At 69.9% G+C, this 21,506-nt stretch carries 20 protein-coding genes and 1 pseudogene; 11 read left to right on the forward strand and 10 right to left on the reverse strand.

Annotated features, from left to right (window positions below):
* The first annotated feature begins 7 nt into the window (after nt 1-7).
* Genes ABT186_RS09200 through ABT186_RS09215 form a run of 4 tightly spaced genes read left to right on the forward strand, consistent with a single transcriptional unit; the run spans nt 8 to nt 3,185 of the window.
* Nucleotides 8-949, forward strand: coding sequence for a metal ABC transporter ATP-binding protein (locus ABT186_RS09200; RefSeq protein WP_351924313.1), 942 nt, complete (start codon nt 8-10; stop codon nt 947-949).
* On the forward strand, nt 936-1,847 hold the full coding sequence (locus ABT186_RS09205; RefSeq protein WP_351924315.1) for a metal ABC transporter permease: 912 nt from the start codon (nt 936-938) through the stop codon (nt 1,845-1,847). Before ABT186_RS09200 ends, ABT186_RS09205 begins: the two co-directional genes overlap by 14 nt.
* Entirely contained in the window at nt 1,844-2,713 is an 870-nt protein-coding gene (locus tag ABT186_RS09210) for a metal ABC transporter permease (RefSeq protein ID WP_351924317.1), read from the forward strand. The genes ABT186_RS09205 and ABT186_RS09210 overlap by 4 nt, the downstream gene beginning before the upstream one ends.
* A gap of 13 nt (nt 2,714-2,726) precedes the next feature.
* Nucleotides 2,727-3,185: a Fur family transcriptional regulator gene (locus ABT186_RS09215; protein ID WP_351924319.1), complete on the forward strand. Its 459-nt coding sequence runs from the start codon at nt 2,727-2,729 to the stop codon at nt 3,183-3,185.
* 35 nt (nt 3,186-3,220) lie between these two features.
* On the opposite strand, the pseudogene ABT186_RS09220 reads toward ABT186_RS09215, so the two are convergent.
* Nucleotides 3,221-3,550, reverse strand: a pseudogene (locus ABT186_RS09220) (cation transporter); the annotation flags it as partial.
* 67 nt (nt 3,551-3,617) lie between these two features.
* Between ABT186_RS09220 and rpmF the strand changes: the two are divergent.
* The 4 genes from rpmF to infA all read left to right on the forward strand — a co-directional run bounded on the left by rpmF (nt 3,618) and on the right by infA (nt 6,323).
* Nucleotides 3,618-3,788 (forward strand): 50S ribosomal protein L32, encoded by a 171-nt coding sequence (gene rpmF, locus ABT186_RS09225; protein ID WP_351228530.1) that lies wholly within the window; start codon nt 3,618-3,620, stop codon nt 3,786-3,788.
* 6 nt (nt 3,789-3,794) lie between these two features.
* A complete protein-coding gene (locus tag ABT186_RS09230) occupies nt 3,795-4,976 on the forward strand; it encodes a GTP-binding protein (RefSeq protein ID WP_351228544.1) in 1,182 nt (393 codons plus the stop codon).
* Nucleotides 4,977-5,227: 251 nt separating this feature from the next.
* The gene (locus tag ABT186_RS09235; protein WP_351924321.1) at nt 5,228-6,025 is read left to right on the forward strand and encodes a GNAT family N-acetyltransferase; all 798 of its coding nucleotides are present in this window, start codon (nt 5,228-5,230) and stop codon (nt 6,023-6,025) included.
* A gap of 73 nt (nt 6,026-6,098) precedes the next feature.
* Nucleotides 6,099-6,323, forward strand: coding sequence for a translation initiation factor IF-1 (gene infA / locus ABT186_RS09240; RefSeq protein WP_351228526.1), 225 nt, complete (start codon nt 6,099-6,101; stop codon nt 6,321-6,323).
* A 23-nt stretch (nt 6,324-6,346) separates the two neighbouring features.
* Here the strand turns inward: infA and rpsR are convergent, their stop codons facing one another.
* Genes rpsR through rpmG form a run of 4 tightly spaced genes read right to left on the reverse strand, consistent with a single transcriptional unit; the run spans nt 6,347 to nt 8,203 of the window.
* A complete protein-coding gene (gene rpsR / locus ABT186_RS09245; RefSeq protein ID WP_351924323.1) occupies nt 6,347-6,589 on the reverse strand; it encodes a 30S ribosomal protein S18 in 243 nt (80 codons plus the stop codon).
* Nucleotides 6,590-6,609: 20 nt separating this feature from the next.
* A complete protein-coding gene (locus ABT186_RS09250; protein ID WP_351228522.1) occupies nt 6,610-7,779 on the reverse strand; it encodes a CobW family GTP-binding protein in 1,170 nt (389 codons plus the stop codon).
* On the reverse strand, nt 7,776-8,033 hold the full coding sequence (locus tag ABT186_RS09255) for a type B 50S ribosomal protein L31 (protein WP_330337050.1): 258 nt from the start codon (nt 8,031-8,033) through the stop codon (nt 7,776-7,778). Before ABT186_RS09255 ends, ABT186_RS09250 begins: the two co-directional genes overlap by 4 nt.
* A 5-nt stretch (nt 8,034-8,038) precedes the next feature.
* Nucleotides 8,039-8,203: a 50S ribosomal protein L33 gene (gene rpmG, locus ABT186_RS09260; protein WP_014150502.1), complete on the reverse strand. Its 165-nt coding sequence runs from the start codon at nt 8,201-8,203 to the stop codon at nt 8,039-8,041.
* Between the two features lie 81 nt (nt 8,204-8,284).
* Between rpmG and rpmB the strand changes: the two genes are divergently transcribed.
* Together rpmB and rpsN are read left to right on the forward strand one after the other, a co-directional pair.
* Nucleotides 8,285-8,521 carry a 50S ribosomal protein L28 gene (gene rpmB, locus ABT186_RS09265; protein ID WP_351228517.1) on the forward strand — a complete coding sequence of 79 codons (237 nt, stop codon included), beginning with the start codon at nt 8,285-8,287 and terminating at the stop codon, nt 8,519-8,521.
* Entirely contained in the window at nt 8,521-8,826 is a 306-nt protein-coding gene (gene rpsN, locus ABT186_RS09270; protein ID WP_351228515.1) for a 30S ribosomal protein S14, read from the forward strand. The genes rpmB and rpsN overlap by 1 nt, the downstream gene beginning before the upstream one ends.
* Before the next feature lie 199 nt (nt 8,827-9,025).
* Here rpsN and ABT186_RS09275 read toward each other — a convergent pair whose 3' ends face one another.
* Nucleotides 9,026-11,095, reverse strand: a complete 2,070-nt coding sequence (locus tag ABT186_RS09275) for a putative Ig domain-containing protein (RefSeq protein WP_351924325.1) — start codon at nt 11,093-11,095, stop codon at nt 9,026-9,028.
* A 709-nt stretch (nt 11,096-11,804) separates the two neighbouring features.
* Here ABT186_RS09275 and ABT186_RS09280 point away from each other — a divergent pair.
* Nucleotides 11,805-13,358 (forward strand): YibE/F family protein, encoded by a 1,554-nt coding sequence (locus ABT186_RS09280; RefSeq protein WP_351228511.1) that lies wholly within the window; start codon nt 11,805-11,807, stop codon nt 13,356-13,358.
* A 329-nt stretch (nt 13,359-13,687) separates the two neighbouring features.
* On the opposite strand, the gene ABT186_RS09285 is transcribed toward ABT186_RS09280, so the two are convergent.
* The 4 genes from ABT186_RS09285 to ABT186_RS09300 all read right to left on the reverse strand — a co-directional run bounded on the left by ABT186_RS09285 (nt 13,688) and on the right by ABT186_RS09300 (nt 21,394).
* On the reverse strand, nt 13,688-14,212 hold the full coding sequence (locus ABT186_RS09285) for a peptidylprolyl isomerase (RefSeq protein ID WP_351228509.1): 525 nt from the start codon (nt 14,210-14,212) through the stop codon (nt 13,688-13,690).
* 963 nt (nt 14,213-15,175) lie between these two features.
* Entirely contained in the window at nt 15,176-17,614 is a 2,439-nt protein-coding gene (locus ABT186_RS09290) for an ATP-binding SpoIIE family protein phosphatase (RefSeq protein ID WP_351924327.1), read from the reverse strand.
* A gap of 67 nt (nt 17,615-17,681) precedes the next feature.
* Nucleotides 17,682-20,144: a SpoIIE family protein phosphatase gene (locus tag ABT186_RS09295; RefSeq protein ID WP_351924329.1), complete on the reverse strand. Its 2,463-nt coding sequence runs from the start codon at nt 20,142-20,144 to the stop codon at nt 17,682-17,684.
* 320 nt (nt 20,145-20,464) lie between these two features.
* A complete protein-coding gene (locus tag ABT186_RS09300; RefSeq protein WP_351228503.1) occupies nt 20,465-21,394 on the reverse strand; it encodes a diacylglycerol/lipid kinase family protein in 930 nt (309 codons plus the stop codon).
* Nucleotides 21,395-21,506: the final 112 nt, after the last annotated feature.

Here is a 21,506-nt window from a genome sequence, read left to right on the forward strand (position 1 = left end):
TGAAGCCATGAACCCGATAGCGAAGGCCCGCGAAGCCGTCACACACACCAGCAGTCACACCGTCCCCGGCCGCCGAAGCGGGGGTCACGACACGGCCACAGGAGCGGGAAGCGATCCGGTGGTCGCCCTGCGCGGGGCCGCCGTGCGGGTCGGTGGCCGTACGTTGTGGTCGGGTGTGGACCTTCGCATCGGGGCTGGCGAGTTCACCGCCGTGCTCGGCCCCAACGGCGTCGGCAAGTCCACCATGATCAAGGTCCTGCTGGGTGCCCTGCCCGCGGCGGCCGGCGAGGTTCGGGTGCTCGGCGCCCGGCCCGGGCAGGCCAACGACCGCATCGGCTACCTGCCGCAGCGACGCAGCTTCGACGCCAATCTGCGCATTCGCGGTGTCGATGTGGTGCGCATGGGCCTGGACGGTGACCGGTGGGGGGTGCCGCTGCCGTTCCCGAGCGCGCGTCGGCGGGCCGCCCGTGCGCGGGTGGACGAGGTGATCGAGCTGGTGGGGGCGTCGGCGTACGCACACCGGCCCATCGGGCAGTGTTCCGGCGGCGAGCAGCAGCGCCTACTGATCGCCCAGGCACTGGTCCGCCGGCCCGAACTGCTTCTGCTCGACGAGCCGTTGGACAGCCTCGACCTGCCCAACCAGAGCGCCGTCGCGGCGCTGATCGGGCGCATCTGCCATCACGAGGGCGTCTCCGTGGTCATGGTCGCCCATGACGTGAACCCGATACTCCACCACCTGGACCGGGTGGTGTACCTGGCCGAGGGCGGCGCCGCCGCAGGCACACCGACCGAGGTCATCACCTCCGAGACGCTGACCCGGCTGTACGGCACACCGGTCGAGGTGCTGCAGACCTCGGACGGGAGGCTGGTCGTGGTGGGCCAGCCGGAGGCACCGGCCGTGCACACCGACCGGCACGACACCCCGGGGAGCGGTCATGCTGCTGGCTGAGACAGGGGCACCAATCTGGTCGTGGAACCTCCTGACCGACTTCCAGGACATGTGGTCCTACCCCTTCATGGTCAACGCGTTCCGCGCCGGCGCGATCGTGGCCGTGGTCTCCGCGGTCGTGGGGTGGTTCGTGGTGCTGCGGCGGCAGACGTTCGCCGCGCACACCGTCTCCGCCGTCGCCTTCCCCGGCGCCGCCGGAGCGCTCCTACTCGGGTTCAGCGCGGTCTACGGCTACTTCACGCTGTGTGTGGCCGCCGCACTGGTCATCGCGGCCCTGCGAGGCGGCGGTGAGCACGAGGAGTCGGCGCTGACCGGGACCGTGCAGGCGTTTCTGCTCGCGTCCGGGTTCCTGTTCACCGCCCTGTACAGAGGGCTGCTGGAGGGGCCGCAGACCATCCTCTTCGGCACCTTCCTGGGAATCACCTCCTCCCAGGTGACCGTGCTGACGGTGGTCGGTGCGGTGGTGCTCGCGGTGCTGGCGCTGATCGGACGGCCGCTGCTGTTCGCGTCCGTCGATCCGCAGGTCGCCGCCGGGCGCGGGGTGCCGGTCCGCGCCCTGTCGGTGGTCTTCCTCGTCCTGCTCGGTGCGGCCACCGCCGAGGCGAGCCAGATCACCGGGACCCTCCTGGTCTTCGCCCTCATGGTGATCCCGGCCGCCACCGCGCAAGTCCTCACCGCCCGACCGGCGTTGAGTCTGGCCGTGGCCGTCCTGCTGGCCTTCGCCGCGACCTGGCTGGGGCTGACCGCCGCCTACTACTGGCCCTACCCTCTGGGCTTCTTCGTGACGACCATCGCCTTCGCCGGATACATGCTCGCGCTGGGCCGGCGCTCGCTGCGCGAGGTACTCGCTCGCACCCGGTCCGGGGCCACGCCCGCTGCCAAGGAGGTGGTCGCATGACCGTCCTGCTCGCCGCGTCCCCGTTGTCCCACCCCTTCTTCCTGCACGCCTTTCTCGCCGGTACCGCCATCGCCACGGCCTGCGGGCTGGTCGGCTACTTCCTGGTGCTGCGGGCCCAGGTCTTCACCGGCGACGCGCTCAGCCATGTCGCCTTCACCGGCGCGATGGCCGCCCTCGCCTTCGGCGCCGACCTTCGCCTCGGCCTGTTCGCCGCCACCATCGCCATGGCGCTGCTCTTCGGCACCCTCGGCCGCAAGGCGCGACCCGACGACGTGGTCATCGGAAGCGTCTTCTCCTGGATCCTGGGCCTGGGCGCGTTCTTCATCACCCTCTACACGACCTCGCGCAGCACCACGAACGGCACCGCCGGGGTGAGTGTGCTGTTCGGCTCCGTCTTCGGCATCTCCTCCAGCAGCGCGGCCGTCGCCGCCCCGGTGGCCGCCGGGGTCGGCCTGTTGGTGGTCCTCATCGCTCGGCCGCTGCTGTTCGCCACGCTCGACGAGGCCGTGGCCGCCGCCCGCGGGGTACCGGTCCGGCTGCTCGGCTACGGCTTCCTCGCCCTGGCCGGGATCAGCGCCGCAGAGGCCACCCAGGCGGTCGGCTCCTTGCTCCTGCTCGGCCTGCTCGCCGCCCCCGCGGGCGCCGCGATCCGCCTCACCGACCGCCCCTACCGGGCACTCGCCCTCTCCGCCGGGCTGGCGGTACTGGAGATGTGGGCGGGGCTGTTCGCCTCCTACGCGGTGCCGAAGATGCCGCCGAGCTTCGCCATCATGGCCGCCGCCACGGCCGTCTACGCCGCTACCTTCCTGATACGACGCCCGGTCCCCGGTCCTCGTACGCGAACCGCCGTCCCCACCGGCACATGAGCGAAGGCACCCGATGGCACCCGACCGCCAGCGCACCCCCACCCCGTCGCATGACGTCACGCTGATTGGCCGCCTCACCCAGCAACGCACCATCGTGGTCGAGGCGCTCATCCGGGCAGACGGCTTCGTCGGCGCCCAAGCCCTCCACAACCAGCTCGCCGCCGACGGCTCACCGGTCGGCCTCTCCACGGTCTACCGCACGCTGGCCGGACTGGCCGGCGTCGGCCGGGCCGACATGGTCCGCGATTCCAGCGGTGAACGCCTCTTCCGCTACCGCCCGGGACCGGAACACCGCCACTACCTCATCTGCACCGAATGCGGTCTGAGCCGGCCCGTCGACTCCGGCCCGGTGGAGGAATGGGCCGACACCGTCGCACAGACCTCCGGGTTCGCGAACGTCCGGCACACGGTGGAGTTGTCCGGGGTGTGCCCGGACTGCGGCCGACGGCCGGCGGCGGACGAGCGCCGGTGAACTCCGGCGCCACTGCCTGTCCGGAGTGGTCACCGTCAAGGGCAGCAGTCGCATCCCGGAGCACAGCCGCAGGCATCCGCCTTCCGCCCGGGCGCGCCCGGTGCAACGGCCGTCGGCACCGCACAACACCCCTCCCCACGCCGCGCGTCGCGCCCCTCCTTCACCGCGACCGCGGCGATGACCAGGGCCGCGAGCGGATCCGCCCACGACCAGCCGAACACGGCATTGACGACCAGGCCCACCAGCAGCACCGCCGACAAATAGGTGCACAGGAGGGTCTGCTTGGAGTCGGCCACGGCAGATGCTGCGCCGAGTTCCCGACCGGCACGACGCTGGACCACCGACAGGACCGGCATGGCCCCGAGCGGCCACTTCGTAATGGTGTTCATTTTCATGTAGCCTTTAGTCGCTACCCCAACCAGGAGGACTCCCATGGCCGTTCCCAAGCGGAAGATGTCCCGCAGCAACACCCGCCACCGCCGCGCCCAGTGGAAGGCGACAACGCCGACGCTCGTACCGGTCATCGTCGACGGGGTGTCATACCTGGTACCGCAGCGGCTGGTGAAGGCGTACGAGCGTGGCCTGCTGCGACCCGAGGGCTGAGCGATGATGCCGTCCGGCCCCTCCGGCCGACTGCCCGTCACCGTCCTGTCCGGATTCCTCGGCGCTGGCAAGACCACCCTCCTCAACCACGTCCTCGGCAACCGCGAGGGACTGCGCGTCGCGGTCATCGTCAACGACATGAGCGAGGTCAACATCGACGCCGCCCTGGTGCGCGGCGGCGAGGCCGCCCTGTCACGCACCGAGGAACGCCTGGTCGAGATGACCAACGGCTGTATCTGCTGCACCCTGCGCGACGACCTGCTTCAGGAGGTCGACCGGCTGGCCCGAGAGGGCCGCTTCGACAATCTGCTCATCGAGTCGTCCGGCATCTCCGAACCCATGCCGGTCGCCGCGACCTTCGCCTTCGCCCGCGACGACGGCGCCACTCTCGGCGACCTCGCCCGCCTGGACACCATGGTCACGGTCGTGGACGCCGCGAACTTCCTGCCCGAGCTGGCAAGCGGCGACGAACTCGTCGAGCGCGGCCTGGACCAGTACGAGGACGACGAACGCACCGTCAGCGACCTGCTGATGGACCAGATCGAGTTCGCCGACGTCATCGTCCTCAACAAGCTCGACCTCGTGGACAAGGAATCGGCCGACCGGCTGCGGGCGACACTCACCCGCCTCAACCCCGCCGCACGCCTCGTCCCGGCCGTCCACGGCCGCGTGAAGGTGGGCAACGTGCTGGGCACCCGGCTGTTCGACCTGGAACGCGCCCAACAGGCCCCCGGCTGGGTGCGGGAGCTCAACGGCGACCACGTACCCGAGACGGAGGAGTACGGCATCTCCTCCACCGTCTTCCGCTCCGAACTGCCCTTCCATCCCGGCCGGTTGTGGACGTTCGTGACCGAGGAACTCGACAGCGGCGCGTACGGACAGATCCTGCGCTCCAAGGGCTTCTTCACCCTCGCCAGCCGCCCGCACGTGACGGGCCTGTGGTCACAGGCCGGCTCCGTCGCGCGCTTCGAGCCCTCCGCCGCTCGCGACGCCGACAACCCCGAGTGCCAGGAACTGGTCTTCATCGGCACGCACCTGCACGCGGACGCACTGCACGCGGCATTGACCGACTGCCTCATGGCCGACGAGGAGAGCCTGCCGCCCACGGACCCGTTCCCCGCCTGGGACACCTACGGCATCGACGGCACCTGCGAGCATGAGCACCCCGAACTAGTGGCGGGCCCCTGAGGACCCCGGGCCGGGCGGCGAACACAGCCACGGCGCCGCCCGGCCCGGTATGGACACCAAGAGCTCCTGATAAATGCGTTGGGCTGACCGGCCCCCGCTGATAGCGTCTGGGCGGCCGTGAGAGAACGCGAGGAGGTGAGACCCATGAAGGCTGTATCCATGTGGGTGCTCCCCCATGTCGTCACGGTGGGCGATTGACGTAGGTGTCGCCGGGAGCGCCTCGGACAAGGCACTCCTGAGAGGCAACACCTATGAACTTTGTGCATTCCACTCCGGGCACGGACAACCATCCGGTTGTCGTCACGCGGGTCTCGGACACGCAGTGGCACGCTGTGGAGGACGACCTCACGGTCGGCCGCGGCGTCGCTTCGCGTCGGCCCGACGGGCGGCTCTTCGTCAGCATCGACGCGTGGCACGGCGCGGTCTTCGACCGCATCGCCGACGCGATGCCGGCGGACCTGCCGACACCGCTGTACACCGTCGTCGACGAGGCCGACCACGACTCGAGGTCCGCCTGGGAGCGGGCCGGCTTCGCCACCGCACGCCGCGAGTGGGGCTATCTCGTGCCCACGGACCCGCAGATCACCGGGCTCGGCTCGGTACGGCCCCCGTCCGGCGTGACGATCGTGCCCGCCGGTGAGGCGGAAGAGAACCCGCTGCGCGCCCTGGACCGCATCGTCCGCGACGAGATCGAGGCCACCGTCGGATGGCAGACGATGCCGGCCGAGGTGCTGCCCCGCCCGGCGGGGACCACCGTGCTCGACCCGTCGAAGTACGCGGTGGCAAGGCACGTGGACGAGTACGTGGGACTGGTCCGCGTGGCCCCGCTGACCCGGCAGCCACGGATCGGGTTGATCGCCGTCCGGGCCGATCGGCACCGCCGCGGCATCGCCCGGGCGCTGCTCGCCCACGCGCTGGGTTCCTTGCACCACTCCGGAACCGCTACAGCATGGGCCGAGGTGGACGAGTCCAACGCGGCGGCCACCGCCCTGTTCGAGAGCATCGGTGCCCGGCGTGCGGCCAGCACCCTGGAGCTCGTCCGCCACTGACGCGCCACCACATCACACCGAGCGGCCGCTTCCTACTGAATTCGCCGTCACAGAACCGGAGAAGTGAGAGACCATGACAAAGGCAGCAGGGGGCGTAGAAGCCGAAGGCACCGTCATCGAGTGCCTGCGCAACGCCACCTTCAAGGTGGAACTCCAGAACGGGCACACGGTGCTCGCCCACATCAGCGGGAAAATCCGGAAGAACCGCATCAAGATCCTCCCGTACGACCGAGTGTCCGTGGAACTCAGCCCCTACGACCTCACCCGCGGCCGGATCCGCTACCGGTACAGGGCGTAACGGAAGGTGCGGCGCCCATCGCCCTATCGGGAGCCGTAGGGCAGGAGCGCCATCTCGCGTGCGTTCTTGATGGCCTGTGCTATCTGCCGCTGCTGCTGACGCGTCACGTGGGTCACCCGACGGCTGCGGATCTTTCCGCGGTCGGAGATGAACTTCCGCAGCAAGTCGGTGTCCTTGTAGTCGATGTAGGTGATTCCGGCGGCGTCCAGCGGGTTGGTGCGCTGACGCTTGGCTGTCTGGCGCCGGGTGCTTGTGGGGCGGGGCATGGTGAGGTCGGTCCTCTCTTTCAGGTCACGGGGTCGAGCAAGTCGTCGAAAGCGTGCGGGAGTTGCTTCCAGCGGCCCCTGCCCGCCGCGTACTCGTCGTCGGTGAGCAGGCACGAGTCGAGCAGGGCCGACAGGCCGTCGCGGTCCAGGCCGGGCGAGGTGAAGGTGAGGTACTGGCAGCGGTCGCCGTGTTCCGGGTGCCAGTCCACGGAGGCGGCGAGGCGGCGCTCGGCGGGCACCATCTCCCAGGCGGCGTCGGGCAGGGCGGCCAGCCAGGGCCCGGCCGACTCCACGCACAGCGCGCCGCCGGCGGCGTCCCAGGACAGCAGTGTGTCGGGGCGGTCCGCCAGCCAGAACCGTCCACGGCTGCGCGCGGCGGCGCAGGTGAGGTCCTCAAGCGCCGCGTACAGGCGCTGCGGATGGAAGGGCCGTTCGCGCCGCCAGACGAAGGTGCTCACGCCGTGCTCGTCGCACGACTGCGGCAGCAGCGCGCAGGCAGGATGCACACGGGCGGCGGCCGCTGCCACGTCGAAGCCTGCCAACAGCGCTGCTCCCAGGGCACCGTCGCTCTCCACCCGTACGCTTCGTGCGCCTGGTGTGAGCTGGGCGAGCAGCGCGTGGTCGGTGTCGTCGGCGACCTCGTCGCAAGAATCGTCGTCGCCGAGGGCGATCACCGTGGGGTACTCCAGCTGCCGGGCGAAGGTGTCGGCGACCGTGCGCTGGTCGGTCGGAGCGGCGGCCAGGCCGACGTCGGCCAGGTCGTCGCCGTTGGACAGGTACGGCAGGACGAGTGCGGGGTCGACCGCGGTGGCGACCCCGGTCAGGGCCAGCGGTGCGCCCGCGGCGCCGATGACTCCGGCCATGGCCTGGGGCTCGACGGAGTCCCACAGTTCCACGACGGCCAGCCGGTACGTTCCCTCCGCTGCGAGCCGCAGCAGTTCGGGGACGAGATCCTCGCGAAGTGCGCAGCACGCGCAGTCGTTCACCAGGGGTGCGTCGCCACTGCCCAGCAAACCGTCGGCGTCGCGCACCGTCCGGCGCACCGCGCTGTCCACGGCGGACGTCAGATCGTGGTGCAGCGCGACCGAGCCGGGGACTGTACGCAGGATCTCCTCGACGGCGGCCCGGCGGGCGTCCGCGTGCAACCCGCCGACGATCGCCACCGGCAGCCGCGCCTCGTCCCCGTTCACCGCTCGCTCCGTCCGCGTCCGTACCGCCGCTCGAAGCGCTCGACCCGCCCCGCGGTGTCCAGGACCCGCTGGGTGCCGGTGTAGAAGGGGTGGCTCGCCGAAGAGATCTCGACGTCTATGACCGGGTAGGTGTTGCCGTCCTCCCATTCGATGGTCTTGTCGCTCGTGGCCGTGGACCGGGTGAGGAAGGCGTAGTCGGCGGCCCGGTCACGGAAGACGACCGGGCGGTACTCGGGGTGGATTCCGGGCTTCACGGCTCTCAGCGCTCCTCACGGAAGTCGACGTGGCGGCCGGCGACCGGGTCGTACTTGCGCAGGGTGAGCCGGTCGGGGTTGTTACGGCGGTTCTTGCGGGTCACGTAGGTGTAGCCGGTACCGGCGGTGGACCTCAGCTTGATGATCGGGCGCAGTTCGTTACGGGCCATGGACAGCACCATACAAGATATTGGTTTTCATTTTCATCTGGCGCTAGTGTGCTGCTGCATCCACCCCAAGGAGGAACAGCCATGTCCGCCCACTGCCAACTCACCGGCCGACAGCCCGGATTCGGCCATCGCATCTCCCGCTCGCACCGGCGGAGCAAGCGCCGTTTCGACCCCAACGTCCAGAGCAAGCGCTACTGGCTGCCGAGCGAAGGCCGCCACGTCCGACTCACGCTCTCAGCCAAGGGCATCAAGACGGTCGACACGATCGGCATCGAGGCCGCTGTGGCCCGCATCCGCGCCCGTGGAGGGAAGGTCTGATGGCGAAGAAGAGCAAGATCGCGAAGAACGACCAGCGGCGCCTCGTCGTGGCCCGATACGCCGCGCGCCGCGCCGCATTGAAGGCGATCATCGCGTTCCCCGGAAGCTCCGACGAGGACCGCGCCGCCGCCCAGCGGGAACTACGCCGGCAGCCCCGCGATGCCAGCGCCACACGCCTGCGCAACCGCGACTCCGTGGACGGCCGCCCCCGCGGCTACCTGCGCGCCTTCGGCCTGTCCCGCATCCGCGTACGCGAGATGGCCCACGCGGGCGAGCTCCCTGGCGTGACCAAAAGCAGTTGGTGACCCGGCACGCCAGGGGCTCACAACGGGCGCGTCGGCGACGCAGCCCGAATCTGCGCCCGGTTTCGAACGCGCCTTCCGCCACTCTGAACGCCGGGCGGGCGGCGGACCGGCTCGTGGCGTTCTACAACAAGCCGGTGGGTACGGCCCACCCCGCACGCGGACGGCTTCCGCGTGCGGGGCCCGGGGCCGAACCGGAAGATCAGCTGGTCGTCAGGGCGGTGTCGTCCACGACGAAGCTGGTCTGCAGCGAGGAGTCCTCCACGCCGTTGAACTTCAGGGTGACCGTCTGGCCCGCCAGCGAGGACAGGTCGAAGGTCTTCTGCGCGTACCCGGAGTTGTGGTTGAGGTTCGAGTAGGTCGCCAGGGTGGTCGAACCGGCGGTCACCGTCAGCTTGTCGTACGCGGTGCTGCTGGTGGTCTCCGAGGTGTCGATGTGCAGGTAGAAGGTGAGCGTGGCCTTGCAGCCGGACGGGATCGTCACCGACTGGGACAACGTGTCGGTGTGCGAGGAGCCGTAGCCGTCCAGCCAGGCGTAGTACGAGCCGCTGTGCGCCGCTTCACCGGAGTCGTTGGTGATGACACCGCTGGTCGCGCTCCAGCCGGTGCTGCCCGACTCGAATCCCGGGTTGGCCAGCAGCTGGGAGGAAGAGCAGCCGCCACCACCGGAACCGACGGTCCAGGTGAAGGAGGTCGAGCCGGAGGCGCCGGTGGAGTCCTTCGCGGTGACCGTGACCTGGTAGGTGCCCGCGGTGGACGCCGTACCGGAGATCAGGCCGGTGGAGCTGTTGATGGACAGCCCGGTCGGCAGGCCGCTCGCGCTGTAGGTGAGGGAGGCGCCGCCGCTGTCGGTGGCCTTGATCTGCAGGCTGACCGAGCTTCCGGTGGTGGTCGACTGGCTGCCGGGGTTGGTGACGGTCACCGTGTTGCCACCGGTGGAGCCGGAGGTGAAGGCGGTGGTGCCGTTCGGGGTGCCCCATCCGGTCGGGCCGTCGTAGCCGGTGCCCGCGGTGCAGAAGTACGACGGGGAGCAGCTGCCGTTGTTGCCGCTGGTGACGTCGTAGAGGTTGCCGGTGTGCTGGTAGGGGTACTTCGCCGGGTAGTCGCTCGCGCCCGGGGTGCCCGCGAGGGCGTAGACGGAGGCGATGATCGGCGAGCTGGCGCTGGTGCCGCCGTAGACCGCCCAGCCGGAGCCGCCGTAGGTGTCGTAGACCGCCACGCCGGTGGCCGGGTCGGCGACCGCGGAGACGTCGGCCTCCATGCGCTTGGAGCAGCCGGAGTCGGTCTGCCAGCTGGGCTTCGGGTCGTAGGCGGAGCAGCCGGAGCCGGTGCCCTCGGTGGAGTTGGTGTGCCACACCGACTCGCTCCAGCCGCGGGAGTTGGAGGCGGTGGTGAGCGCGGTGCCGCCGACGGCCGTCACGTACTGGGAGGTGGCCGGGAACTCGGCGCCGTAGGCGGAGTCACCCGAGGAGACGGTGATCGCGACGCCCGGGTGCTTGAAGTACGAGGTGTCGTCGCTGGTCTGCGAGGAGGACTCGGAGCCACCCCAGCTGTTGGAGACGAACTTGGCGCCGAGCGCGACGGCCTCGTTCTCGGCGGCGCCGAGGTCGGCCATGGTCGCGGAGTTGGCCTCGACGAGGATGATGCTGCAGTTCGGGCAGACGGCGCTGACCATGTCGATGTCGAGCATCTCTTCACCGGCCCAGCCGGTGTCGTTGGTCGGCAGCGAGGTGGTGGAGCCGGTCTGGCTGACCTGCTTGAAGCAGCCGTTGGCCTTGGTGCAGGACGACAGGCCATACGTGGAGCGGTAGGTGGCCAGATCCGACTCGGCGTTCGGGTCGTTGTACGCGTCCACGATGCCGACGGTCATGCCGGAGCCGGCCGTGGTGGGCAGGTTGTAGGCGCTGTGCAGGTTCGCCGGGGACAGGCCCGAGGGCGCGGCGGCCGCGAGCGCCGAGGCGAGACGCTGCTTGATGTCGGTGCGGCGCTGGGCGAAACAGGACGCATGACCTGGCTCGGCGGTGGCGCACAGGTGCTGGGTCGGCACCTTCTGGCCGACCTTGCCGGTCGAGTGGTAGGTCTGCCGCTCGGGGGCGGTCAGTGCCTTGTTGTTCTGCGTGACCTTGGAGGTCTGAGGGTGGGTCGCGGCAGGCTGGGCGCCGGCCGTCGGTGCGGCGGTGAATCCGGCGACGGTGAGGGCGAGGGCGGGGAAGGCGACGGCGACGAGTCTTCGCAGACTCCGTCTCCGCCCGCTCGGGTGTGACTCACGCATGGGGTACTGCCTCCGGTTGACGTGGGGTATCGCACTGGATGGGCAGGCCCGTGATTGCGCGTAGCGGCGGTGGAACCGCGCAGTCAGGAGCATGACACTCACAGCGCCCTGCCACGCCGGGTGAGCGTGACATGACAGGGTGCGAGGGGAACGTAGACCGGAACAGGTCCTTCCGGGCAGTACCGGGTCGAATTCTTTGCTTCTCCATAGAATGCGGTTGGCCCCCTCATGGGGGCCGGCGCGTGCTGATCAGCCTGACCTCCCTTCCGGGACCGCACAGCAACCGCAAGCGCTCCTTCCACCGTTGTCCAGCGTCTGCGGCACCCTCGACGAACCCAATGACGTCAGCCGGCCGCGCACCGCCGCGCCGCCTCTGGCCACCTGCCTTGGGAACGCACCGCAAGGGCTCTCCAGCCCCGAGACTGAACGGATCTACGGCCCGACCACGCCCCATCGCGCCCTGCCGCACACCCGCAGAGGGGCCGTTCTCCTCCTATGGCGACGGGAGTTTCGCGGCACGCACCCCGGGGGGCGGCGCGGAAAATGCGGCCGGTGAAGAGGTTCATGATCCAGGCATGGTGAGCAGAACGCTCGATCTTCTGGCGATGCTCGGGCTGAGTCCACGCCACAGCCGTTCCCTTACTCTTCCTCAGGGCCGCCGCGCAGGACCGGCTCCGGAGGGGGCACGGACAACCGCGAGGGAGACGGCATGGGAACCGCTGACCGGCAGAGCGCCGGAGACTGGAACCGGGTCGGCGACCCGCCCCGACCCAGAGGTGGTCGCACGAACGAGTACGGCCACGACTACGGGTACGGGACTCCTCCCGAGTCGATACCTCACCCCGGCTACGGACCCGATGCCGGCGCGGGCCACCTCCCCCTCTCTCAGGCGATAGGCCACGGGCACGCACCAGCGACCGCCGCCGAACATGGCTCCAATCACAGCCCCGAAGCGGGAGCCGGCGGTCACGGACACGGCCACTCGCACGGCCACGGGCCCGCGGCGCCGGTCTCCCGGCACCTGCGCAAGGTCATCGCGGCGATCCTGATCCCCTTCACCGCCGCGGTCGTGGTGGGGCTCGTCGTGCTGTGGCCGGGCGGAGCCCCGCCGCACAAGCACACCGGTGTCGGCTTCGACCAGCAGACCCAGCAGGCGACGGTCACCAAGGTCGTCGAGGTGAGCTGCAAGGCGGTGAACGCCTCCGGCGAGACCCCGACCGGCGACACCTCCACCGCCGAGGGCAACTCGGCACAGCAGGAGGCGAACGGCACCTGCCACAAGGCCACGATCCGGGTCGACACCGGCAAGGACAAGGGACGCACCTTCACCGAGATCGTGCAGCCCGACCAGGCACGTCAGCTGCACCAGGGCGAGAAGGTCGTCACTGCCTACGAACCCTCCGCGCCCAAGGACCTGCAGTACTCGGTCACCGACGTCAATCGCCGTTTTCCCATGGGCCTGCTGGCCGGCATCTTCGCACTCGCCGTCGTGGTCGTGGGCCGGCTGCGCGGCGTGATGGCGCTGGTCGCGCTGGCCATCAGCTTCCTGGTGCTGAACTTCTTCGTCCTGCCGGCCGTCCTGCAGGGCTCGAACCCGCTGCTCGTGGCGGTGGTCGGCTCGAGCGCCATCATGCTGATCGCCCTGTACATGTGCCACGGCCTGTCGGCCCGCACCTCGGTGGCCGTGCTCGGCACCCTGCTCTCGCTGGCACTGATCGGCATCCTGGGCTCGGCGTTCATCGGCTGGGCCGCCCTCACCGGCAACACCGACGACAGCACCGGCCTGATCCACGGCCTGTATCCGAAGCTCGACATGAGCGGTCTGCTGCTCGCCGGCGTCATCATCGGCTCGCTCGGCGTGCTCGACGATGTCACCGTGACGCAGACATCGGCCGTCTGGGAACTGCACGACGCCAACCCCACGATGGGCTGGCGCGGACTGTACCGGGCAGGCATCCGCATCGGCCGCGACCACATCGCCTCCGTGGTCAACACCCTCGTCCTCGCGTACGCGGGAGCCGCGCTGCCGCTGCTGCTCCTCTTCTCCATCGCGGAGAGCGGCGTGGGCACGGTCGCCAACAGCGAGCTGGTGGCCGAGGAGATCGTGCGCACGCTGGTGGGCTCGATCGGTCTGGTCGCCTCGGTACCGGTCACGACGCTATTGGCTGCCCTGGTGGTCGCAGCCGATCGCCCCGGCCCGGAGAGGGAAACGACAACCGCGGGAGCGGCAGCGGGCCGGGGCGGGCGTCGACGGAAGCGTTGAGATCGATCTCTTCAAAGTGAGGGCGGACCGCGCAGGCCCTCACCTGGTCAGCAGTGCAACCTCGCGCTCTGCGGGAGAAATCTGGGAGGGGGTGAGTCGGCCGCGTGGCCTTCGTCATCGACAACCACGGCGCACCACCGGCCGTCGCTACAACCGCGCTCCCCCGGTCTCCACCCTCGAATCCACGACAGATCCAGGCATCACGACGCACTCCACACGTTGAACCGCCAGGACCCGGAAACGGTCGAGCAGAATCTACCGGAGTCATGAATATGCAGGTCGGCGATCCAGCGCCATAGCTGGACCCACGGTGACCGCACCACAGTTCATCAGGGCCGGCAGGACGGCCGGACGCTGAGCAGCTCGGTCCGCAGCACGGGCATGCCGTCGACAGGCGCGGGGTCCTGCGTAGTTGGCTCGATTCCGCCAGCAGCGATCTTGTCGAGCGTCTTCAGGCCGGCGGCACCGACCGTGCCGAACACCGTGTAGTTCGGTCGCAACGCGGAGTTGCCGTAGACGACGAAGAACTGCGAACCGTTTGTGTCAGGCCCGGCGTTGGCCATCGCCAGCAAACCGCGCCCGTAAAGGCGACGGACGCCGGTCGGATCGCTCGGTGCCGGCGGTAGGTCCACCGGCAGCTCGTCCTTGTACTCGTACCCCGGCCCACCCTCGCCAGTGCCGGTCGGGTCGCCACACTGCAGGACCTTCAGCGTCGGATACGCCGTCAGCCGATGGCACACCGTACGGTCGTAGAACCGGTGCCGCGCCAGGTGCAGGAAGCTCTGGACCGTGCATGGCGCCTTCGCCCGGTCCAGGCGCAGCGGGAGCGGGCCCTGGCTGGTCGGGACAGCCATATCGACCGTGCCGTGACTGGGGGTGTGCCGCGGGTCGGGCGGCAGGGGAACCGGCCGCGCCGCCGGCTCGTTCGGTGTCTGGGTGTACTGGCAAGGACCGTGCGTGGTTCGCGGCGGGGCATCGGAAGCGGAGGCGGTGGTGCTGCCCCCGGACACGACCAACGCTGCCGCCGCCAATGCGGTCATGAGAGCTCGGTTCATCCTGCACACCCTCCAAAAGATCGTCAGATTTCGGAGCGGTCGCAGTCTAAAGTGCGGCCCGGCGGGCGAGTACCCGTCCGCAAGCCACATCCGCCTCCCAGCCTTCGGCCCGCGGCCACAGGCCACTACGTTCGGGTGCGACACAGCGTCGGCCGGCCGATCAGGGCGTCCACCCGGTGCACGACGGATGCTCTTGCGCGACCACGAACAGCCCGCGGACGAAAAGCCCGTGCGCCCCTCCGCGGGGGCAGACATCGCCTCAGCCATCTCCAGGGGCGTTCGACTTTGCAGGGGCGAAGGCTATGACTGTTGGTCGCCCGAACCCGAGGGCAACGGTGCCGACGCCGGAGCTGCAGCACACCCGCCCGTAAGCCCCCGCCAGCCGCGCCTGCAGGGGCTTGCCGTCGAACGCACCTCTCACACTGCCCCTATGACGGGGGTTGCGACTGCACAGGTCTGACCAGGTGGAAGACGATGTCGACTTGAGCAGGGCACGCAAAGGCGCAGGCCACGCCCGGTATTACGGCCCGCTGTCCCGCTTGCGGGCACCCAGAGCGTCAAACGAGCGTCACGGCTGGCGGTCATTTCTCCGGCCGCCGGGCCGGAATCACGCCTTCCACCTCCCTGCAACCGCCACCGCGCCGGTGGACCTCTCGGCTCGGACACCTAGAACTTCGCGCTGTACCCGGAGTAGTTCCGGCGGCGCCTGCCGGAGTCACTGAGCGAGTTACACGACCCGCGTGTGGTGACCACAGGACGTGATCAGTGGGCGCGCGCGATGGGCTGTTCGGACCAGATGATCTTGTGATTCTGGCCGTGGCGGCAGCCCCAGCGCTCGGCGAGTTGGGCAACGAGGAACAGGCCGCGTCCACCCTCGTCGGTGGTGCGAGCGCGGCGCAGGCGGGGTTGGGCGGTGTTGGAGTCGGTGACCTCGCAGACCAGAACGTGGTGGCGGATCAGTCGCAGCTCCGCCGGCGGACGACCGTAGCGGATCGCGTTGGTGACCAGTTCACTGACGATGAGCTCGGTGGGGAAGAGGAGGTCGTCCAGCCCCCACGCGGTGAGTTGGCGGGTCGCCCATCCCCGGGCGTCCGAGACAGCAGCCGGATCGGCCGGTATCTGCCAGTGAGCGGTGTCCTCGGCCGGTACGGCGCGGGTGCGTGCCAGCAGCAGGATCGCGTCGTCACGCGGTGCTTCGTCCACCAGATTGCCGAGGAGGGCCCTGCCGGTCTCCTCCAGCGCGCGGTCCGGGCGGCAGGAGGTGGCGAGGGCATCGGTCAGCCGCTGGAGCCCGTCGCACACGTCGTGTGCGGCTTGCTGGACCAGGCCGTCGGTGTAAAGCGCGAGGACGCTGCCCGGCTCGACGTCGATCGTGGTTGTCTCGTACGGCATGCCGCAGACGGCGAGGGGCGGCCCCGGGAGTATGCCGACGGCTTCGGCACTCCCGTCGGGCCGCACGAGCACCGGCGGCGGGTGCCCGGCACTGGCCATGGCGCAGCGTCGGGTGACCGGGTCGTAGACCGCGTACAGACAGGTGGCGCCCATGACGTCATGGTCGCCAGGAGGTGCTTCCGCCGCGAGGCGCTGGACCAGGTCAGCGAGACGCGTGAGCAACTCGTCCGGCTCCAGTTCGAGGTCGGCGAGGGTCTGGATGGCAGCGCGCAGACGGCCCATGGTGGCACTGGCGGGTATGCCGCGGCCGATCACGTCTCCGGCGACCAGGGCCAGCCGGAGAGCGGGCAGGGGTATGGCGTCGTACCAGTCGCCGCTGGTGCCGCCCCCACGGTCTGTGGGCAGGTAGACGCCGGCGGTCTCGGCCGCCGGAGTGTCGGTCGTGGCCGGGGGAAGGAGTCTTTGCTGCAGGGCCATGGCCGCTCTGTGCTCGCGCGTGTAGCGGCGGGCGTTGTCGATGGCGAGTGCTCCCCGTGAGGCGATCTGCCTCATGAGATCCACCTCGTCCGCGGTGAACGGTTCGGACGGACCGGTGCGCCAGACCACGATCGCTCCGAGGGTGAGGCCGCGGGCGTGCAGCGGTGCCACCATCACCGCCTGGACGTCGTACGGGAGGAACTGCTCGGCCGAATGTGGGCCGCCGATCAGGGCGATGTAGTCGTCCCGGTCGTAGACGACCGTCTCGCCGTGCTGGAAGCGGCGCAGGAGGGGGTGGTCGGACAGGGATGGGACGAGGTTGCCGCGCTGGATGCCGGGCGGCCAGTCCGCGGTGGCCGGCGCCAGGGCAGCGTTGCGCAGATGCGGATCTCCGCCACCCAGCCGCTCTGCGGGTTCGCCACCGTCGAAGACGGCGTCCGCAAGGTCGACTGCTGCGAGATCACCGAAGGTGGGTACAAGGGCGTCCGCGAGATCCTGGGCGGTCCGCACGGCATCCAGGGAGCCCCCCACCCGCTCGGCGACCGCGTGGGCAAAATCCAGCTGTCGGCGGGCACGCAGTTGGTCGGTGTCGTCTATGTACAGGGCTGCGACTCCTGCAGGGCGTCCTCGCGCGTCCTCCAGTCGGAAGGCGGACAGCGACAGCGCGTGCCGCCGCGCCGGATGGTGTCGCCAGCTCACTCGCTGGTGCCTGTGGATCACCGGGACGCCCGTCTCGAGCACCTGCCGCAGTACCACTTCGATGGTCTCGGCGTCCTCGGCGCACAGCACGTCGCTCAGTCGGGCGCCGGGCTGTATGGGACGGCCGTCGGGAGTGTCCGGCACGGCGTTCGTCTGCACGGTGGTGAGATCCGTGTCGTGCAGGGCGATCGTGATCCGGTTCTGTGCGGACAGTGCGCGCAGGAGGGCTGCGCCGTGCCAGTGGTCGGCGACGTGAGGAGTGGGGGCCGCGAGCACGAGGAAGTCCGCCGAGCCGCTCACCCGTGTGGTCCGGAATGTGACGTCGATCGTGTTGCCGCACTGGTGACGCAGTCGTACCCGGCCGGTCTCCGGCACGTGTGCGGCCCTGCGCGGGTCGTGCGGGAGGTCGGCCACGAGCTCCTGCACGGGGCGGCCGTGGACCTCGTCGGCGCAGAACCCGGTCAGGTCCTGTGCTGTGCTGGTCCACCCCACCACCGTGCCCCGATCGTCGAGCACGGCCGCGGCCAGACCGTCGAAGGCGGGCGGCCGGCCGCCGGGGCCGGCGCCGGAGACGCTCGTCGCGCCTCGAAAGGCGCCTGCCGGGTCGGTGTTTTCAACATCCGATGTGTGCATGTCCCTGGCTTTCATTACGAGGTTCCGCGGCTACGGGAGATGGGGATCCTGTGGCGGCTGTCGGCGCTCAGCGGGCGCCTGTCGGGGATGGCAGGTCCTGTTCGGCCCAGACGACCTTGCCGTCTGTTACGGAGCGGGAACCGCATCTGCGCGACAGCCGACCGACCAGGTAAAGGCCGCGGCCGTGCTCGTCGAGATTGCCGGGATGGCGGGGGCGTGGCCGACCGGTGTTGGTGTCGGAGACTTCGCAGGTAAGCACCCGGTGCTGGATGAGCCGTAGGCGGATCGGGCCGTCGCCGTGGCGGATCGCGTTGGTGACCAGTTCACTGACGAGCGACTCCACGGCCGTCACCAGCGGCTCCAGACCCCATTCACGGAGTTGACGGGCGGCCAGACGCCGGGCCGTCGGAACGGTGACGAGTTCGTTCGGCAGATCCCAGGACGCGACTTGGGCGGGTGGCAGGGCGCGCGTCCGCGCAAGGAGCAAGGTGACGTCGTCGGCCGGTGCCTGCGCCGACAAGGTCTCCATCGCCCGCGAGCACAGGTCCTCCAGGGCGGCACTGGGCTGTGCCAGGGAGGCGCCCAGACGCCGCAGGCCAACGTCGATGTCCTCGCCGCGGGACTCCACCAGGCCGTCGGAGTAGAGGGCGAGCACGCTTCCTTCGGGCAGTTCCAGTTCCACGGACTCGAAAGGCACCAGGCCGAGACCGAGGCCGAGCGGGGCTCCGGCCGGCAGGTCGGGGACAGTGACCCCGCCCTGCGCGTCGACGACCAGGGGCGGCGGATGCCCGGCCCGTGCCAGCGTGCACCGTCGGGAGACCGGGTCGTAGACGGCGTACAGGCAGGTGGCACCGACGACCGCGGGAACCCGGTCGGTGTCGTCGGCGTCCTCGTCGTTCAGTCGCCGGACCGTGTCGTCGAGGTGCGCCAGCAGTTCGTCCGGGGGCAGGTCGAGGTCCGCGAGCGTGCGCACGGCGGTGCGCAACCTGCCCATGGTCGCCGCGGCGTTGATGCCGTGTCCCACCACATCGCCGACGACCAGCGCCACCCGTGCGCCGGACAGCTCGACCACATCGAACCAGTCGCCCCCCACACCGTGGTCCATGTCGGCGGGCACATAGCGCGAGGCGACCTCGACGGCAGCACCGCCCTGCACCTGGTGAGGGAGCAGGTCGCGTTGCAGCGTGAGAGCGGCGGTGCGCTCGCGCGCGTACTGGAGCGCGTTGTCCAAACAGAGCGCGGCCCGGGTGACCAACTCCTCGGCGAGGAGCAGGTCGTCCTCTTGGAACGGCGTCTGTTCCGTGGAACGGCCGAACAGCGCCAGTCCCAGCACGCAGCGCCTGGCACGGATGGGTACGACCATCAAGGAGTGGACGCCGCTGTCGCGTACCTTCTGCGCCCGCACCGCGTCATGGTCGACCCAGGGGCCGGAATGGGTGTCCAGCATCGGCTCCAGGTACGACCGTCCCGTGCGCATGGCGGCGAAGAACGGCGAGTCCGGGTGGGGGTGGACCACTTCTTCACGCACCCACGGCAACTCGAGGAGACCCAGGTCGACGGAGGCCAGACCGGCACGGCGCAACAGCGGCGGTCGGCCACCCGTCGTGCCGGTCCGTGCCGGCGGCTCGACGCCGAACGGAACAAACTCCACGAGATCGACCAGGGCATGGTCGGCCAGCAGGGGCACGGTGAGCTCTGCCAGTTCCTGGGCGGTCTGCATCACGTCGAGGGTGCTGCCGATGTGCGTGCTGGCCTCGCTGAGGATGGCGAGGCGCTCGCGCGCCCGCTTGTTTCCGGTGACGTCCACGGTCATGGAGCACACGCCCAGTGGCGTGCCGTCCGCGCCCTGGAGACAGAAGAAGGAGGCGGAGAACGCGTGCTCGCGGGGCCGGTCCGCAGGCGGCCACGCACGGTACTCGTGCACCGTCGTCGTGCCGCTCTCCAGCACCTGTCGCATCACTACCTTGAGCGCTTCGGCCTCGACGGCGGGCAGTGAGTCCTTCAGACCGCGCCCGAAGCGTCGGTGACGAGGCACGCCGTCGTGCCGCTCCATGGCGTCGTTCACCCAGACACAGCGCAACTGCGCGTCATAAACGACGATGCCGATCGGAGCTCGGGCAAGGAGCGACTCCCGCACCGGTCCCCCGGTCGCCCCCGAGGACAGAGATCCTATGTCCGTCACGGACACCAGCCACCGGGTGCCGGCGTCCTGCCCCCGCAGCAGCGAGACCCGCAGCGTCATCCTGAGCGTGTGGCCGTCGCGGTGGCGTATCGCGACAGTGCCGGACCAGCCGCCCCGCTCACGGCACTGCTCGGAGAACGCCGAAGCCCTCCGTGCGTCCTCGGGAGGCGGCAGCACGTGTACGGCGGACCGGCCCACGACCTCCCCGGCCGTATAGCCGACGAGCTGCTGAGCGGCGTGCGTCCACCCCACGACGATGCCCTCGGCATCGATCATCGCTATCGCGGCATCGGGCACCTCAGGGAGGCTCACCGGCTCGGCGAGGAGGGTGTGGTCAGTGTTGGTCATCGCGGTCCGTCCCATCGGTGCGGAAGTAGGAGCGTCGGCATGTGGCCCGGCGGCCCTGTGTGCAGCGGTGGTGAACGGCGATGTCCCGGTGAGCGGCACACGGTGCGGTATGTGTCATATCAGAGCAATTTAACCCTTTCTGATGAAATCATCAGATGTAATGGCTTGGACGTCAAGACCCTCATAGGTGATCGAAAAATCAGATGCTGGGGCTCCAGGTCACGGCTTCACAGGTGAACGGACGGGTGGCGGGTTCCGCGGAGCATGCACGGCGGGTGAGAGCGGCTCCCCGAGGCTCAGACCACCCGCCGGATGGCGGCTCACCCTGGCGGTCGCCCGGCAGACTGGGCGCCGGGACGATGCCGGGGAACCCATACCCGTAGTGCCCGAGGGCTGATGCGGCACCGCACGGGAGTCGGCAGGCTGACGGCTTCGCCGTCCAGCCCGGCGGGGAGGACCGGGGCGTCGGCGTACACGACCACGTCGTCGGGCGTGGCGAGACGGGTGAGGCCGTGCGGTTGCCCGCTGCGCAGCCTCGCGGCCGTCTCGGCGGGCGTCTCTGCCCTGGCGGTCAGTACTCCCAGCAGGCCGGAATCCAGGTGCGCACGCCTGCCGAGTCCGGCAGGGTCATCGACTTGGTACGGGTTGTTGCTCACCAGTACGGCATCCGGCCCGTCCACGGTGAGCGGCCCAGTGCGGACCACCAACTCCGGGCCCTCGTGGCGGGCCAGGAATTCCGGAAGGACGCGCACGGCCGTGCCAAGCTTGTCGTCCCGATAAGCCGGGTCCTGCACCAGGGCGGCATAAGCACCGAACGAGACGTTGTTGACGAACACCCGCTCGCCTGCGTACCCCAGATCCACGCGCAGCTCGACGCCGTCCGTGAGGGCCTCCAGCGCGGCCGAGGGGTTCTCACGGTCCAGGCCGAGATCCATGGCGAAGTGGTTGCGGGTACCCGCCGGAATGACCACGAAGGGCAGGCCGCTCTCCGCGGCCACCTCGGCGACAAGCGCCTGTGTACCGTCTCCGCCCGCCACGCCCAGCAGATCCGCACCGTCGTCCACCGCGCGTCGGGCGACCGTCGCCAGGTCCTGGGGCAGGGAATGATCGATCAGGAACACCTGGGCTCCGAGCGTGCGGGCGCGTTCCGCGATCCGGAACCGGCTCGCCTTCCCTCCCCCCGAACGCGGATTCACGATCAGACAGGGACGCCGCGCGCCGGTCGTCGGCCGCGCTGCGTTCTCGCTCACGGCGCGTACCCGAAAGCCGCATGCATCAGCCGCGCGCACCTCACTGGCGACAACAGGACTGCCGCGATCACGCCCGCAGCTGACGGCTCCGTCCCCCACCGGGCCGACGGTC

The sequence above is a fragment of the Streptomyces sp. NPDC001634 genome, assembly GCF_040298185.1.
Classification (GTDB): domain Bacteria; phylum Actinomycetota; class Actinomycetes; order Streptomycetales; family Streptomycetaceae; genus Streptomyces.

What these genes read in the sequence shown, in the direction of transcription:
- ABT186_RS09210 (WP_351924317.1), top strand. Translation starts at nt 1,844, where the DNA reads ATGACCGTCCTGCTCGCCGCGTCCCCGTTGTCCCACCCCTTCTTCCTG.
- rpmF (WP_351228530.1), top strand. Translation starts at nt 3,618, where the DNA reads ATGGCCGTTCCCAAGCGGAAGATGTCCCGCAGCAACACCCGCCACCGC.
- rpsN (WP_351228515.1), top strand. Translation starts at nt 8,521, where the DNA reads ATGGCGAAGAAGAGCAAGATCGCGAAGAACGACCAGCGGCGCCTCGTC.
- infA (WP_351228526.1), top strand. Translation starts at nt 6,099, where the DNA reads ATGACAAAGGCAGCAGGGGGCGTAGAAGCCGAAGGCACCGTCATCGAG.
- ABT186_RS09275 (WP_351924325.1), bottom strand. Translation starts at nt 11,095, where the DNA reads ATGCGTGAGTCACACCCGAGCGGGCGGAGACGGAGTCTGCGAAGACTC.
- ABT186_RS09295 (WP_351924329.1), bottom strand. Translation starts at nt 20,144, where the DNA reads ATGACCAACACTGACCACACCCTCCTCGCCGAGCCGGTGAGCCTCCCT.
- rpsR (WP_351924323.1), bottom strand. Translation starts at nt 6,589, where the DNA reads ATGCCCCGCCCCACAAGCACCCGGCGCCAGACAGCCAAGCGTCAGCGC.
- rpmG (WP_014150502.1), bottom strand. Translation starts at nt 8,203, where the DNA reads ATGGCCCGTAACGAACTGCGCCCGATCATCAAGCTGAGGTCCACCGCC.
- ABT186_RS09205 (WP_351924315.1), top strand. Translation starts at nt 936, where the DNA reads ATGCTGCTGGCTGAGACAGGGGCACCAATCTGGTCGTGGAACCTCCTG.
- ABT186_RS09285 (WP_351228509.1), bottom strand. Translation starts at nt 14,212, where the DNA reads ATGGCTGTCCCGACCAGCCAGGGCCCGCTCCCGCTGCGCCTGGACCGG.
- ABT186_RS09235 (WP_351924321.1), top strand. Translation starts at nt 5,228, where the DNA reads ATGAACTTTGTGCATTCCACTCCGGGCACGGACAACCATCCGGTTGTC.
- ABT186_RS09280 (WP_351228511.1), top strand. Translation starts at nt 11,805, where the DNA reads ATGGGAACCGCTGACCGGCAGAGCGCCGGAGACTGGAACCGGGTCGGC.
- ABT186_RS09200 (WP_351924313.1), top strand. Translation starts at nt 8, where the DNA reads ATGAACCCGATAGCGAAGGCCCGCGAAGCCGTCACACACACCAGCAGT.
- ABT186_RS09230 (WP_351228544.1), top strand. Translation starts at nt 3,795, where the DNA reads ATGCCGTCCGGCCCCTCCGGCCGACTGCCCGTCACCGTCCTGTCCGGA.
- rpmB (WP_351228517.1), top strand. Translation starts at nt 8,285, where the DNA reads ATGTCCGCCCACTGCCAACTCACCGGCCGACAGCCCGGATTCGGCCAT.
- ABT186_RS09215 (WP_351924319.1), top strand. Translation starts at nt 2,727, where the DNA reads ATGGCACCCGACCGCCAGCGCACCCCCACCCCGTCGCATGACGTCACG.
- ABT186_RS09290 (WP_351924327.1), bottom strand. Translation starts at nt 17,614, where the DNA reads ATGCACACATCGGATGTTGAAAACACCGACCCGGCAGGCGCCTTTCGA.